This window comes from Brevundimonas sp. AVps23W (genome assembly GCF_058681395.1).
The window spans coordinates 1,813,349-1,828,708 of the sequence record NZ_CM178738.1 but is presented as its reverse complement, the minus strand read 5'-3'; the positions used below and the strand labels follow the sequence as shown (position 1 = coordinate 1,828,708).

General features: G+C 66.9%; 11 protein-coding genes. 3 read left to right on the top strand and 8 right to left on the bottom strand.

Annotated elements, in window-relative coordinates:
- Nucleotides 1–59: 59 nt before the first annotated feature.
- Both ACW177_RS08945 and ACW177_RS08940 read left to right on the top strand, forming a co-directional pair.
- Complete coding sequence (locus ACW177_RS08945; RefSeq protein ID WP_492025376.1) at nt 60–1,643, top strand: alkaline phosphatase D family protein; 1,584 nt, start codon at nt 60–62, stop codon at nt 1,641–1,643.
- 36 nt (nt 1,644–1,679) lie between these two features.
- Complete coding sequence (locus ACW177_RS08940) at nt 1,680–2,468, top strand: acid phosphatase (protein WP_492025375.1); 789 nt, start codon at nt 1,680–1,682, stop codon at nt 2,466–2,468.
- A gap of 140 nt (nt 2,469–2,608) precedes the next feature.
- On the opposite strand, the gene ACW177_RS08935 is transcribed toward ACW177_RS08940, so the two are convergent.
- The 8 genes from ACW177_RS08935 to ACW177_RS08900 all read right to left on the bottom strand — a co-directional run bounded on the left by ACW177_RS08935 (nt 2,609) and on the right by ACW177_RS08900 (nt 11,909).
- Complete coding sequence (locus tag ACW177_RS08935) at nt 2,609–3,301, bottom strand: response regulator (protein WP_492025374.1); 693 nt, start codon at nt 3,299–3,301, stop codon at nt 2,609–2,611.
- Nucleotides 3,301–6,000, bottom strand: a complete 2,700-nt coding sequence (locus ACW177_RS08930; RefSeq protein ID WP_492025373.1) for a DUF4118 domain-containing protein — start codon at nt 5,998–6,000, stop codon at nt 3,301–3,303. Before ACW177_RS08930 ends, ACW177_RS08935 begins: the two co-directional genes overlap by 1 nt.
- On the bottom strand, nt 6,001–6,579 hold the full coding sequence (gene kdpC / locus ACW177_RS08925) for a K(+)-transporting ATPase subunit C (RefSeq protein WP_492025372.1): 579 nt from the start codon (nt 6,577–6,579) through the stop codon (nt 6,001–6,003).
- A 69-nt stretch (nt 6,580–6,648) separates the two neighbouring features.
- A complete protein-coding gene (kdpB, locus tag ACW177_RS08920) occupies nt 6,649–8,643 on the bottom strand; it encodes a potassium-transporting ATPase subunit KdpB (RefSeq protein ID WP_492025371.1) in 1,995 nt (664 codons plus the stop codon).
- Between the two features lie 105 nt (nt 8,644–8,748).
- On the bottom strand, nt 8,749–10,458 hold the full coding sequence (gene kdpA, locus ACW177_RS08915) for a potassium-transporting ATPase subunit KdpA (protein ID WP_492025370.1): 1,710 nt from the start codon (nt 10,456–10,458) through the stop codon (nt 8,749–8,751).
- Between the two features lie 18 nt (nt 10,459–10,476).
- Nucleotides 10,477–10,560: a potassium-transporting ATPase subunit F gene (locus tag ACW177_RS08910; protein ID WP_081836166.1), complete on the bottom strand. Its 84-nt coding sequence runs from the start codon at nt 10,558–10,560 to the stop codon at nt 10,477–10,479.
- 2 nt (nt 10,561–10,562) lie between these two features.
- Nucleotides 10,563–10,685: a hypothetical protein gene (locus ACW177_RS08905; protein WP_492025369.1), complete on the bottom strand. Its 123-nt coding sequence runs from the start codon at nt 10,683–10,685 to the stop codon at nt 10,563–10,565.
- Nucleotides 10,686–10,889: 204 nt separating this feature from the next.
- The gene (locus tag ACW177_RS08900) at nt 10,890–11,909 is read right to left on the bottom strand and encodes a LacI family DNA-binding transcriptional regulator (protein ID WP_492025368.1); all 1,020 of its coding nucleotides are present in this window, start codon (nt 11,907–11,909) and stop codon (nt 10,890–10,892) included.
- Nucleotides 11,910–12,344: 435 nt separating this feature from the next.
- On the opposite strand from ACW177_RS08900, the gene ACW177_RS08895 reads away from it, so the two are divergent.
- Nucleotides 12,345–15,308 (top strand): TonB-dependent receptor, encoded by a 2,964-nt coding sequence (locus ACW177_RS08895; RefSeq protein WP_492025367.1) that lies wholly within the window; start codon nt 12,345–12,347, stop codon nt 15,306–15,308.
- The last annotated feature ends 52 nt before the right edge of the window (nt 15,309–15,360 follow it).

Genomic DNA, 15,360 nt, shown 5'->3' with positions numbered 1-15,360 from the left:
GGGCGGACCGGTTCGCGCCGGTCCGCCCTATGCGCTAAATTCGCTCGAAAGCCTCCCGTATGCTGAAACCCACTTTTCCGATGAACCGGCGCCTGTTGCTCGGCGGCCTGGTCGCGGCGCCCCTGGTGCTGCGATTTGGTCAGGCGCAAGCTCAGGGCGGCGGCGCCTATGTCTTTCCCTTGGGCGTGGCCAGCGGCGATCCGGCGCCCGACGGCTTCGTCATCTGGACACGGCTGGCGATCGATCCGCTTGCGCCTGACGGCCTCGGCAGCATGGGAGGTGCGGTCAGTGTGCGCTGGGAGATTTCGGCAGACGAGGCCTTTCACCACATCGTCGCCTCTGGCGAGGCGGCGGCGGACCGTGGCGACGCCCACAGCCTGCATGTCGAGATCGAACACCTGAGGCCCGACCGCCCCTATTGGTACCGGTTCACGGCCCTCGGGCAGCAGAGCCCCATCGGTCGCGCCCGCACCGCCCCTGCCCCGAACGCCGACATCGACCGTCTGCGACTGGCCATCGCCTCCTGCTCCAACTGGGAGTCGGGCTATTTCAGCGCCTACGGCCATATGGCCGACGAGGCGCCGGACCTGACCCTGTTCCTGGGCGACTATATCTACGAATACACCCGCACCGGCGCCCAGGCGGCGAATGTGGTGCGGCCCTACGGGCTGGAAGAGGCGACGACCCTGGCGGGCTATCGCAACCGCTACGCCCTGCACCGGACCGACGCCGATCTCCAGCGCCTGCACGCCGTCGCCCCCTGCCTGGCGGTCTGGGACGATCACGAGATTCAGGACGACTATTCCGGCGTCTGGTCCAAGACCCCCGGCGTCGCCCCCAATGATTTCCTGCTGCGCCGCGCCGCCGGCTACAAGGCCTTCTACGAGGCCATGCCCATCCGCCGCACGCGACTGAACGCGCGTCTACAGATGCCGATCTATCGCAGCGTTCGCTATGGCCGACTGGCCGAGTTCTTCATGCTGGACGGCCGCCAATACCGGTCGAAGCAGGCCTGCAGCGACGGCGTCAACGGTGGCAAGGGCCAGGTGGTCACCGACGCCGCCTGCCCCGATCGGCTGGATCCGGCGCGCACCTTCCTGGGCTTCGATCAGGAGCGTTGGCTGTACGACGGCCTGGCCCGCTCGCAGGCGCGATGGAACATCCTGGGGCAGGACCTGGTGATGGCGGGACTCAGGTTCGGGAACGGCGACGCCGAGACCCGCTACTGGACCGACACCTGGGACGGCTACCCCGTCGCGCGGGACCGGATGACCGAGGCCCTGGCGACGCTGAAGCCGTCCAACCCCATTGTGCTCAGCGGCGACTACCACTCCTTCTGGACCAATGACGTCAAACGCGTCAGCGCTGACCCTTCGTCGGCCACCGTAGCGACCGAGTTCGTCGGCACTTCCATCTCGTCCTCGGGACCGCCTCATGATGCTATGATGGCCAATATGCCGAACAATCCGCAGATCAAATTCTTCGACAGCCGGGTGCGGGGCTACATGTCCATCGACATGGACCGCGACCGGGTGAACACCCGTTACCGCGCCATTTCCGACGTGCGCGATCCACGAGCTTCGGTGTCCACCCTGAACAGTTGGGTGGTCGAAAACGGCCGGCCGGGCGCACTGCCGGCCTGACGCCCAAAATCACAGCGTCCGGAATTCCAGAGTTTCATGATCAACACGTCTACCGACCGCCGCCCCGCGGCCGTCGCCTTCGCCGTTTCCCTCGCGCTTTCCTTGGTCGGCTGCGCCACCGCCCCCGCTCCCGCTCCCGCTCCCGAGTTCTGGACCGGCTTTCGCGATCATCCTCACGGCTATCTGGCCAAGGACGCTGCGCCGAACGCCGCCGCCTTCCTGCCGCCCCCGCCGGCCGAAGGTTCGCTGCGCGCCCAGGACGACGTCGCCGTCTATCGCGCCACCCGCGCGCTCCAAGACAGCGCGCGCTGGGCCCTGGCCCGCGCCGACAACGAGATCGAGACGCCAGAAGCCCCTCGAATCTTCGACGAAGCCCTCGGGATTCACTTCGATCCCGAACGCATGCCGACCCTAACCCGTCTTCTGGGGCGGATGCTGGGCGACCTGGAGACGATCCAGACCCCGGCCAAACGGGGCTTCACTCGCCCCCGCCCCTTCGTGGCCGAGCCGGCGGCGACCTGTATCGCGCCCGAACCCTGGTTGGCCGCCAGCGGGGCCTATCCGTCAGGACACGCCGCTCTGGGCTGGGCCTGGGCCCTGGTGCTGACGGAAATGGCGCCGGATCGCGCTGACGCCATTCTCGCGCGGGGCCTGGCCTATGGCGATAGCCGCGTCATCTGCGGCGTCCATTATCCCAGCGACGTCGAGGCTGGCCGTATTGTCGGGGCGGCCCTGGTTGCGCGGCTTAAAGCCGATCAAGAGTTTCAGGCGGATTTCACGGTCGCCGCCCGAGAGTTGACCCAGGCCCGACGGGCAGGTCGCTAACCGGCTCGCCCTCCGCCCGACCACACCGCCAAGGCCGGCGACACGGCCAGCGGAACTACTCAGTCGCTCGGATTCCAATGAACTAGGAACCTGCAGTTCTATGGAATTCAGCGAGTTGGAGGTATACGATTCAGAAGCGCTCACAACACAGCCAAACGATATCCAACCCCTGGCTCAGTCACCAGCAAAGCCGGCTGTGCCGGGTCTGGCTCCAGCTTGAGCCTGAGCTGACCGACGACGACGCGCAGATATTGGACATCGTGGGCATGGCTGGCGCCCCAGACGGTCGTGAGCAGATCGACGTGACCCAAGACCTTGCCAGCGTTCCGCGCCAGATAGGCCAGAACATCGTACTCCTTGGGCCGCAGTTTCACCCGCTCGCCGGCGCGGGTCACGATCCGGCGGTCCAGATCGATTATGACATCCTCCGCCGTAACCACACCCCCAGCGACCGGCGTCAACGCCCCCTGTCGCAGCCCGGCTCGTATACGGGCCAGCAGTTCGCCGACCCCGAAGGGTTTTTCGACATAGTCGTTGGCGCCCAAGTCCAGGGCCGCGATCTTCTCGGCTTCCCGATCGCGGGCGGACAGGATGATGATCGGTCCCTTGTAGAACTCGCGCGCCCGCAGCAGCACGTCTTTGCCGTCCATGTCGGGCAGACCGAGGTCCAGCACCACGGCGTCAGGGTTCCACAGGGCGATGGCGCGCAGCCCCTCCTGACCGCTGTCGGCCCGACGAGGTTCATAGCCTGCGACGTCCAGAGCCGGGGACAGGAAGCGATGGATCTGGGGTTCGTCGTCGATGACGAGGACCTGAGGGCGGACGGCGGACATCACAGCAGATCCGGATGGGTGGCGATGGACTTGGGCAGGCTGATCAGAATGCGGGTGCCCAGCTTGCCGCCGTTTGGTCCGTCCTGGATCGGGCTGGCGGCGGCGATACGGCCGCGCAGGGCCTCGACGAACCCCTTGGCGATAGCCAGGCCCAGACCGGCGCCCTGGACGCGGTCGGGGGCCCGGTCGGTGGACTCTTCCATACGCCGGAACTTGTCGAACACCCGCTCCAGTTCGGCGGTGGGGATGCCCCTCCCCTCGTCCTCGATGGAGATGACCACTGCGCCTCGGTCCTCATAGGCCGCCAGTTCGATGGTCGTGCCGTCCGGGCTGTAGGCGATGGCGTTTTCCAGGATGTTGACCACGGCCTGCTCCAACAGGCCCGGATCGGCCTCGACCATGCTGAGTTGAGCCGGAAAATCGCGCGTCACCTTGCGCTGGCCCAGGCGGCGCGACACCCGGTCCGCGGCCGCGTTCAGGATGTCGCGCACGTCGGTCCAGTCGGTGCGGACGTTCAGGCCGCCGCCTTCCAACCGGGTCATGTCCAGCAGATCGCCGACATAGCGCGACAGACGCTCGGCCTCTTCGCGGATGCTCAGCAGCAGGTCGTCGCGCACCTCGGGCTTGAGGCTGGCGCCATAGTCGATCAGGGTCGTCGCCGAGCCCAGTACGGTCGACAAGGGCGTGCGCAGGTCGTGGCTGACGGAGTTCATCAGGGCCGCGCGGAACCGGTCGGCCCGGCGAAGGGTCTCGGTCTCCAGCGCCTGACCCGCCAAGTCGGCGCGCTCCAGCGCCACGGCCCCCTGATCGAGCAGGGCCAGGGCCAGCCGCTCCTCGTCCGAGCCCGCCGCCACGGCCGAGGCGTCGATCCCCGCCACCCCGGCCCGGCCGCGCACGCCCTGCAAGGGTTGGAACCGCCAACGGCTCTGCGGCAGGGTGCCGGTGTCGTGGCCCGCGACCTCGCCATGCATCCAGGCCCAGCGGGCGGCGGCCATGGCGTCGGCGCCCAGAACGACGCCTTCGGGACTGGCGGCCGCCAGGACGATGTCGTCGCCGTCCGGCAGCAGGACCACCGCCCCTGCCCCGGCGGCCGCCGAGGCCTGTTCGGCCAGGCTTCGGGCCGTGCCGGCGCGATCCTGGGCCGCCGACAGGGTCTGGCTGGCGGCCAGCAGGGCCGAGACGGCGGCGGCGCGCCTCTGGGCCGCCCGCGCCTGTTCGTGCACCCGCCCCGCCAGGGCCCCGGCGCCCAGGGCCACGGCCCAGAACAGCACCAGGGTGAGGAAGTCGGTGGGGGACCCGATCAGGAAGCTGTAGCGCGGCTGAAGAAACAGGAAGTTGTAGGTCAGAAAGGCCAGGGTCGCGGCCGCCAGGGCCGGCCGCAGCCCGTTCAGCACCGCCGCCGCCACGACCGCCGCAAGATAGATGACACCCAGATCGACCCGCTCGAACCGCGTGTCCAGCAGCAGGGCGATACCGGTCGCCGCCCCGATGAACCCGGCGCTCACGCAATAGGCGCGCCAATCCACGGCGCTGCGCGGCCCCGGTCGCATCGCCGGTTCGGGCGCCGCCAGATCGCCTTCGGTCACCACATGAACCGCGACGCCCTGGGCCTTGCGCAGCAGTTCGGTCGCCAGCGCCCGGCCGGTCCATTCGGCGAACCGCCCGCCCCGCGTCTTGCCGATGACGATCTGGGTGACGTTGTTGCGGTGGGCGTGATCCAGAACGGCGCGAACCACATCGTCGCCGCTCAGCGTCACTGGCCGGGCGCCGAGCTGTTCCGCCAGTTTGAAGGCCTCGGACAGGCGCGCGATGGAGCGGGAATCCGAGCGCGAACCCGACGGCCGTTCGACGTGGGCCACCGACCAGGGAGCGTCCATCATCATGTCCGACATCCGCCGCCCGGTCCGCACCAGAGAAGCGCTCATGGCGTCGCCGCCCACCAGGACCAGGATACGCTCGCCCGCCGCCCAAGGCCCGGACACGCCGCGATCCCGCAGATGCGACAGCAGCTGATCGTCCACCGTCTGGGCCGCGCGGCGCAGGGCCAGTTCACGCAGGGCCGTCAGATTCTCCAGCTTGAAGAAGTTCTCGGACGCCACCCGCGCCGTCTCGGGCACATAGACCTTGCCCTCGGCCAGGCGGGCGCGAAGGTCCTCGGGCGTGATGTCCACCACCTCGATGTCATCGGCCTCGGTCAGGACGCTGTCGGGCACCGTCTCGCGCTGACGCACGCCGGTGATCCGCAGGATGACGTCGGACAGGCTTTCCAGATGCTGGATATTCAGCGTCGTCCAGATGTCGATCCCGGCGTCGCGCAGCTCCTCCACGTCCTGCCAGCGTTTCGGATGCCGCGAACCGGGCGCGTTGGAATGGGCGTATTCATCGACCAGAAGCAGTCCTGGTCGGCGCGCCAGGGCGCCGTCGAGATCGAACTCCATCAGCGATCGACCGCGATGGTCGATCGGTGCGCGCGGCATGACGTCCAGCCCGCGCAGCAGGCTCATGGTCTCCTTGCGGCCGTGGGTCTCGACCACTCCGACCACGACATCCAGCCCCTCGGCCTTTCGACGGCGGGCGGCGCGCAGCATTTCGTAGGTCTTGCCCACGCCGGGCGACATGCCCAGAAACACCTTCAGCCGCCCGCGCTTGCGGCGCGAAACGGCTGAAGTCGCAGGCGTTTCGGGCTCCGCCTCGGGCAATCAGCCCTCCGCGCCGAAGCGGGCGTCCAGCGCGCGATTCGTCAGCAGGACATTGACCCGCGGCTGACCGATGAAACCGAGGAAGGCCCCCTCGGTCTGGCTGTCGATGATGCTCTGGACCTGCTGCACGGAAACGCCTCTGGCGCGGGCGATCCGCGCGGCCTGAAGCCGAGCGTAGGCCGGGGACACGTCCGGGTCGAGGCCCGAACCCGAGGTCGTCACCGCATCGGCAGGGATGACGCCGTCGCCGTCCTCGGCGCGGATGGCCTGGGCGCTTTCGGCGACCCGCCCCGCCAGGTCCGGGTTCAACGGCCCCATGTTCGAGCCCGACGAGGCGGCGGCGTCATAGCCGTCGCCCGCCGCCGACGGGCGCGGGTGCAGATAGGTCACGCCCACGAACGGCTGACCGATCAGAGCCGAGCCGACGACCCGCCCTCCGGCGTCGCGCACCAGACTGCCGTTGGCCTGGCTGGGGAAGGCGGCCTGGGCGATCCCCGTCACCGCCAGCGGATAGGCCAGCCCCAGCAGGAGGGTGAACAAGGCCATCATCGCGATGGCCGGACGGAACGAATTGACCATGATCGTCGCCTCAGAAACTGGTTTTCGACGCGGGCACAGCGCGCATGGAGATATCCTTGGAAGCGCGCATCAGGCCAGGCCCAGCGCGGAAATGACGAGGTCGATCAGCTTGATGCCGACAAACGGGGCGATCAGACCGCCGAGGCCGTAGATCAGCAGATTGCGACCCAGGAGGGCGCCGGCGCCGATGGCTCGGTACTTCACGCCCTTCAGCGCCAGCGGGATCAGGGCGACGATGACCAGGGCGTTGAAGATCACCGCCGACAGGATGGCGCTCTCGGGGCTGTGCAGACGCATGACGTTCAGCGCGCCTAGCGCCGGCAGCGAGACCACGAACATGGCCGGGATGATGGCGAAATACTTGGCCACGTCGTTGGCGACCGAGAAGGTCGTAAGGGCGCCGCGCGTGATCAACAGTTGCTTGCCGACCTCGACGATCTCAATGACCTTGGTCGGATCGCTGTCCAGATCGACCATATTGCCCGCCTCGCGCGCCGCCTGGGCGCCGGTCTGCATCGCCACGCCGACGTCCGCCTGAGCCAGGGCCGGAGCATCATTGGCGCCGTCGCCGCACATGGCGACCAGACGGCCCTTGGCCTGTTCGGCCTTGATCAGCCGCATCTTGTCCTCTGGGGTGGCCTCAGCGAGGTAGTCGTCCACCCCGGCCTCCGAGGCGATGGCCGCCGCCGTCACCGGATTGTCGCCGGTGATCATGACGGTGCGCAGCCCCATGCGGCGCAGGTCGGCGAAGCGCGCCTTAACGCCCGGCTTGACCACGTCCTTCAGGTGGATGACGCCGACCAGCACGCCGTTCTGGGTCACCGCCAGAGGCGTGCCGCCCGAGCGGGCGATCCGGTCCACGGCCTGGCGGAACTCGGCCGGGGCCGAGCCGTCGGACAGGTTCAGATCCTTCAGCACCGCATCGACCGCGCCCTTGCGCCAGCCGTCCTTGCCGACATCCAGGCCCGACTGGCGGGTGACGGCGGTGAAGGGGATGGCGACGGCGCCGGCCGGCTGTTCCCCCGAGACGCCGGCGTTGCGGCCCAGTTCGACAATGGAGCGGCCCTCGGGCGTCTCATCGGCCAGGGACGCCATAACGGCGGCGGCCAGGGCGGCCTCGGGACGAACGCCCGGAACCGGGATGACCTCGGTCGCCATGCGGTTGCCGAAGGTGATGGTGCCGGTCTTGTCGAGCAGCAGGGTGTCGACGTCGCCCGCCGCCTCAACCGCACGGCCCGAGGTGGCCAGCACATTGACCTTCAGCAACCGGTCCATGCCGGCGATGCCGACGGCGGACAGCAGTCCCCCGATCGTGGTCGGGATCAGGGTGATGAACAGGGCGCCCAGCACCATCGGATCCAGATCGACGCCCGAATAGGCGCCCAGGCCGACCAGGGTCACGACCGCGATCAGGAAGACCAGGGTCAGGCCGGCCAGCAGCACGGCCAGGGCCAGCTCGTTCGGCGTCTTACGACGGTCCGCGCCCTCGACCATGGCGATCATGCGGTCGAGGAAGGTCGAGCCGGGCTTGGCCGTGATGCGCACCTTGATCCAGTCGGACACCACGGTAGTGCCGCCGGTCACCGCCGACCGGTCGCCGCCGCTTTCGCGGATCACCGGGGCGCTTTCCCCGGTGATGGCGGCCTCGTTGACCGAGGCCACGCCCTCGATGATCTCGCCGTCCGAGGCGATCACATCGCCGGCCTCGACCAGGATGATCGATCCGACCTCGAGCTCGGACGCATTGGTCGGAACCACAGCGCCGGTCTCGGGGTCGACGATCAGCTTGGCCTTGGTCGTGACGCGAGTGGCGCGCAAGGAATCCGCCGCCGCCTTGCCCCGCCCTTCGGCGACGCTTTCGGCGACATTGGCGAACAGGACCGTGGCCCACAGCCACAGCGCCAGCTGCACCGCAAAGCCCGCCGACTGACCGCCGGCCATGGCCGCCGCCGCCGAGATCGTGGACAGAAGCGCCACGATCCAGGTGGTGAAGATCACAGGGTTCTTGACCAGTTTGATCGGGTTCAGCTTGACGAAAGCCTCGCCGACGGCGCGCCCGATCATCGCCCCGGAGAGACCGCCGGCGAGGGGCGACGTGCGGCCGCCCTCGCGTGGGTCCCCCCCGCGTGGATCCAATGTGATTTGTGTCATGTCAGGTTGTCCGAAGGATCAGGCGCCGGCGACCGCCGCGAGCACCTGGAAGTGCTCGACGATCGGTCCCAGGGCGAGGGCGGGCAGGAACTGCAAACCGCCGAGGATGAGGATCACGCCGATCAGCAGGCCGATGAACAGGCCGTTGTCGGTGGGCAGGGCGCCGGCGCTGGGCGCCAGCTTGGGCTTGACAACCAGGCTGCCGGCGATGGCCAGGACGGCGACGGCCGGAATGAACCGCCCGAACAGCATCCCCAGCCCCAGGGTCGTGTTCCACCAGGGGGCGTTGGCGGTCAGACCCGCAAAGGCCGAGCCGTTGTTCGCCGCCGCAGAGGTGTAGGCGTAGAGGATCTCCGAAAGGCCATGCGGGCCCTCGTTCAGCAGCCCCGCCAAGGCGGTGGGAAACACCGCGCTGACCGCCGAGAAGCCCAGGATCGCAAGCGGCAGGACCAGCACCGCGATCATGGCGAACTGGATCTCGCGCGCTTCAATCTTCTTGCCCAGATACTCCGGCGTGCGACCGACCATCAGGCCGGCGACGAAGACCGACAGCAGGGCCATGACCACCATGATGGCGATGCCCGACCCGATCCCGCCGGGCAGGATCTCGCCCAGCTGCATCAGAAACATCTGCAAGGCTCCGCCCAACGGCATATAGCTGGCGTGCATCGAGTTGACCGAGCCGTTCGACGCCCCCGTCGTAACGACGGACCAGACGGTGGAGGCCGGGGCGCCGAAGCGGACCTCCTTGCCCTCCATGTTGACTGAAGCGTCCACATGGGCGGCGACCAAGGCCGGGGCCGGCTGAGTCTCGATGGCGTACATGGCCGCGCTGGACACAGTCAGGATGATCACGGCCGCCGTCGCCAGGGCCTTGACGTCCCGCCCCGCCGATGCCGTGCGGCCAAAGGCGAAGAAGGCGGCCCAGCCCATGACGTTGATCGCCACGGCGGTGATCAGATTGGTCAGAGGCGACGGATTCTCGAACGGATGGGCGCCGTTGACGTTGAAGACGCCGCCGCCGTTGATGCCCAACTGCTTGATCGCCACCTGACTGGCCGCCGGGAACAACGGCAGGGTCTGGGTTCCACCCTCAACGCCTGTAGCCTGCACATTCGCCGCCAGGCTTTGCACAATGCCCAGACCGGCTAGAACGACCGCCAGCACGAAGGCTGCGGGCAGCAGCACATAGAGTGTGGTCCGCGTGAGGTCGGCCCAGAAATTGCCGACGCCCTCGCCGCGATGGGCGACGAAGGCCCGCGCCAGCGCAGCCGCTATGGTCGCGCCCGTCGCGGCTGAGACGAAGTTCTGCACCGTCAGCCCGACCATCTGACTGAAGGTCGACATCGTCGCCTCGCCGCCATAGCTCTGCCAGTTGGTGTTGGTGACGAAGCTGACGGCGGTGTTGAAGGCCAGGTGCGGCGCGACGCCCGCGAAACCTTGGGGGTTCAGCGGCAGAAACCCCTGCATCCGCAGGATCCCGTACAGCAGCACAAAGCCCGCCAGGTTGAAGGCCAGCAGGGCGCCGGCATAACCCAGCCAGCCCTGGCTGCGCTTCGGATCGACGCCGGCTGCGCCATAGAAGACAGCCTCCACCGGCTTCAGCACCGGGTCCAGCCAGGTCCGTTCGCCGTTCCAGACGCGCGACATGTAAACGCCGATGGGCCAGCCGAGCAGAACGGCCAGCCCAAGGGTCAGGGCGATCTCGCCCCATCCTTGAATGTTCATGATTTCAGTCCCGGTTCTTCAGAACCGCTCGGGCCGCAGCAGCGCCGCGACCATGTAAACGGCGACGACCACCGCCCCCGCCCCCCAGAGCATGGCGATCATCGTCACACCCGTTTCAACGCTGCGGCGAGCGCGGCGAAGGCGACGAACGCCCCTACCCCGACCGCCAGAAAGATCACATCAGCCATGTCGGCCTCCTCGCTCAAGTTCGAGCGGGACAGCACCATGGAGACGCATAATGGCGCGATGTGAGTCCCGAGTCTGCGCCTAAAGGATTCATAAAAACCCGCGTTTAGCGGGGGGGGCCGCCGCAACGTCCAATCGCCTGGATTCCAATGAATCAAGAACCTGAAGTTTTATGGAATTCAGCGAGTTGGAGTCTTACGATTCAGGACCGCTGACAGGTGAAGCCCGATATCAAGCCTGAGGCTTCACGGCCTTGGACCCGTTGCCGCTTCCGTCGATGATCGGCGGGCTGGGCCGGTCGATCTGCGGACCAGGAGTTCGTGCCCATGCTCGCGAAGCCTGGGAAACTCCCCGCCCGCCAACTGGCCGATCACCATGTCGGCGGCCGACGCCGCCATTTCGAAGACGGGCTGGCGGATCGTCGTGATCGTCGGCCAGGTGATCCGGGACACTTCCGAATCGTCGAAGCCCGCGATGGAAAGATCCTCCGGCACGCTCAGCCCCCGTTCGCGCGCCGCCATCAGGGCGCCGACGGCCATGTCGTCGTTTTGCGCAAGGATGGCGGTTGGCGACAGGCCCTTGTCGAAGATCCGTTGAGCCGCGACATATCCGCTTTCACGCGTGAAGAGCGCCGGCTCAATGTGGTCCGGGGGTATGACGATCCCCGCCGCTGCAAAGGCTTCGTCATAGCCTCGCGTCCGCGCCGTGCTGGCGGGATGGGTCGGATCGCCCAGAATGATCGCGATCCTGCGATGTCCCAGAGCGATCAGATGCTCGGCGATCTCTCGCGACGCGGCGACATCGTCGATGATGTCGCTGGGGCCGGCGTCCAGGGAATGGGTCGGTGCGATGCGTCCGAACCTTATGCCGGCGGAGGTCAGACCGGCCAGGATCTTCAGATTGTCCGACGCCGGAGGGGCCAGCACCACGCCGTCGAGCGCCGTCGAGCGGAGCAGTCCGACGATCTCGTCCTCCCGGCCTGCGATCGAGGCGACCGGGATCACGACGAGGCGATACCGATCAAGCCTCAGCCGATCCAGCACCCCGCGCTGCAACTCGACCACATAGCTGGGCGACGGGTTCTCGTAGACCAGGCCGATCAGATGCGACCGTCGCCGGACCAGGGCCTGGGCCAGGACATTGGGGTGGTAGTCGAGCTCCAGCGCAGCCGCGCGGACGCGCAGCCTCACCGCCTCGCTGACGTTGGGTTGTTCGTTGAAGACCCGCGACACCGTCTTCGTCGATACGCCGGCCCTCCGCCCCACGTCCACGATCGTTGAACGTCGCGAACTCCTGCTCACCCCTGGGCCCTGCTCCTTCGCACTCCGATGCGACCAGCTATCGAGTGTTGGCGGCGTGGTCCAGCGGCATCAGTTATCGAATTATTTCCACTATGTTTCGGTAGCGCTACCATTTTGATTGACAACGTATGACAATGGAGGAACTTTCAGCCTGCGGTGGTGCAGACCGTCGCTAAATCACAATGGACGATGGCTTAGCCGTCGCGGAGGGAAACAATGAGGGGTTATAAGTTCACCAAGGCACTCGTGCGTTCGACGTCGGCATTCGCCCTGCTTGCGGGCTTGGCTTTGCCTGCTGTCGCCGTCGCGCAAGCCACGCCAACCGCCCAGGATCCGAGCGAAGCGACGACGGTCGATGAGATTGTCGTCACGGGCGTTAGGGCCAGTCTCGAGCGCGCCATGGACATCAAGCGCGACTCCAACGGCGTTGTCGACGCCATCTCCGCCGAAGACATCGGCAAGTTCCCGGACACCAACCTGGCGGAATCGCTGCAACGGGTGCCCGGTGTCTCCATCAACCGCGTGAACGGCGAAGGCTCCGAAGTGACGGTCCGCGGCTTCGGCGGCGGCTTCAACCTTGTGACCCTGAACGGTCGTCAGATGCCGACCGCCAACGTCGTCGCCGTCGGCGGCGACCAGAGCGTCGACTTCTCGACCGCCACCAGCCGTTCGTTCGACTTCTCCAACATCGCGTCCGAAGCGGTCAGCCTGCTGGAAGTCTACAAGACGGGCCAGGCGGCGGTGCCGTCGGGCGGCATCGGCGCCACGATCAATGTGGTCACCCGTCGGCCGCTGAACAACCGCGAAGCCGGCGTGAACGGCAGCTTCGGCGTCAAGGCCGTGCATGACGCCAGCGTCGATGGCGGCGACGACGTCACACCCGAGGCCTCCGGCCTGCTGAGCTGGCGAAACGAGGCCAGCACCCTGGGCGTCCAGGTGTTCGGCAGCTATCAACGCCGCGACAGCGCCGCCGTCAGCGCCACCTCCAACGCCTGGACGGTGATGCGCCGCGACGAGTTCCTGAATACGGCTGGTCCCTACATCAACGCCCAGACCGATATCATCAATGCGCCGGCGACCAACCAGCTGATCGCGGTTCCCAACGACAGCCGTTACCACTTCTCCGAATCCGAGCGCGAACGCTTTAACGGTCAGGCGGTGCTCCAGTGGCGTCCTATGGAAAGCCTGACCCTGACGGCCGACGCCCTCTATGCCGAAAACACCACGAATGAGGCGCGGACCGACCAGACCAACTGGTTCAACCGTCCGTTCGGAGAGGTGCGGTTCGACGACAACGAAGCCATCGCCACCACTGTCTTCCTGCAGGAAACCATCGCCGGCGCCAAGGATACCGGCTTCGAGCAACAGTACCGCGCCACCAAGGACACGCTGGAATCCTTCGGCTTCAACGCCAAGTGGGACGCCACCGACAATCTGACCGTGACGCTCGACGCCCACTCCTCCGTGGCCGAGAGCTTGCCCGACGGTCCGAATGGAACCAGCTCGATCTTGGTGGGTCTGGGCGCCAAGGTCATCGGCGCCCATTCGGTGGACTACACGGGCGACATCCCCGTGCAGAGCATCACCTTCCGGGATGACCTGTTCGGCAACGACAACGGCGTGCTGGACACACCGGACGTCGGGAGCTCCATCGCCCGCACCAACGCCTCGCAGCAGCGTCAGGAGATCCAAGAAATCCACCTGAGCGGCAGCTACGACTTCGGCAATGGCGGCCGTTTCGATTTCGGAACCGAATATATCGACTCCGAAATGATCAGCCAGCGCGTGCAGACCCAGCAGACCCTGGGCGACTGGGGCGTCAATAATCCGGGCGACGTCGACTCCCTGGCGCCCGGCCTGCTCGAACAGTTCTGCCTGACCTGCAAGTTCGACAGCTACAACCCCGGCGCCACCGGCGCCTCGCTGGTGGCCTTCCGCGCCAATGCCGCAGCCCTTTATGACGCCCTGTCGCCCGCCTATGCGGCCGACCGGAACCCCTTCAACAACGTCGCCGAAGCCGGCAGCCCGGTCGAGATCAACGGCCGCGACTACAATGTCGTCGAAGAAAAGACCTGGGCGGTCTACGGACAGGTGACCTTCGAAGGTCTGCTCGGCGAAATGCCGATTCAGGTCGTCGCCGGGGTTCGCTACGAAAAGACCGACGTCGACGCCACCTCGCTGGTTGCGGTGCCGACCTCGATCCGTTGGGTGTCCGACAACGACTTCACCCGCGTCTTCGGCAGCGACGTGTCGCCGGTGAGCGGCGAAGGCAGCTATGACAACGTCCTGCCGTCGCTCGACTTCTCGATCGAGCCTCGCGAAGACGTCAAGCTGCGGGCCTCGTACAGCCGCACCCTCGCCCGACCGGACTTCGGCAACCTGTTCACCGCCACGACGGTGAACGCCCCCGGTCGACCCACTGTCCTCGGCGGCGAGGCGACCGGCACTTCCGGCAACCCGGATCTGCTGCCTCTGGTCTCCGACAACCTGGACTTCTCGGCCGAGTGGTACTTCGCCCCGTCCAGCTATGTTTCGGCCGGCTTCTTCGACAAGCGGGTCCGCAACTTCATTGGCCAGGGCCAGGTCACCCGTAACCTGTTCGACCTGCGTGACCCCACCTCGGGCGCGGCGGGTACGAGTTCAGGCATCGCCATGGGTCGTTTGGCGGCGCTCAATGCCGATCTGTCGGACGTGAACCTGTTCACCTACACGGCGCTGCTGATCGAGAACGGCGGCAACACGACCCTGACCGACGCCCAGTTCAACGCGGCGCGCACGGGGCCGAACGGCGCCCTCGACCAGGGCTTCACCGACGATGTGCTGACCCGACTCGACGTCTCGGCTGTGGCCGGTGATCCGCTGTTCGACTTCGTCGTCTCGCAGCCGGTGAACAACCGCGAGGCCAACATCAACGGCTTCGAGTTCTCCGGTCAGTACTTCCTGGGCGACACCGGCTTCGGCATCGCCGGCTCCTACACGATCGTCAATGGCGACGTGGAGGTGGACGTCGGCGCCGACCCGAGCATCGACCAGTTCGCCCTGCTGGGCCTCAGCGACAGCGCCAACGTCACCCTGATTTACGACAACCACGGTCTGTCGGCCCGTCTCGCCTATAACTGGCGCGACAAATACCTGACCCAGACCAACCGCGACGGCACCAGCCGGAACCCGGTGTTCACCGCGCCCTTCGGCACCCTGGACCTGAACATCAGCTATGATGTGACGGACAATATCGCGGTGTCGTTCGAGGGGATCAATCTGACGAGCGAGTCGATCCGCACCTACGGCCGCAGCGAGCGTCAGTTGTACTTCGCTCAAGAACTGCAACCGCGTTATCTTCTGGGTCTGCGCGCCCGGTTCTGATCGCGAGGTCGAAACGAAACCAGGGCCGCCGAATGTCGGCGGCCCTGTGTCG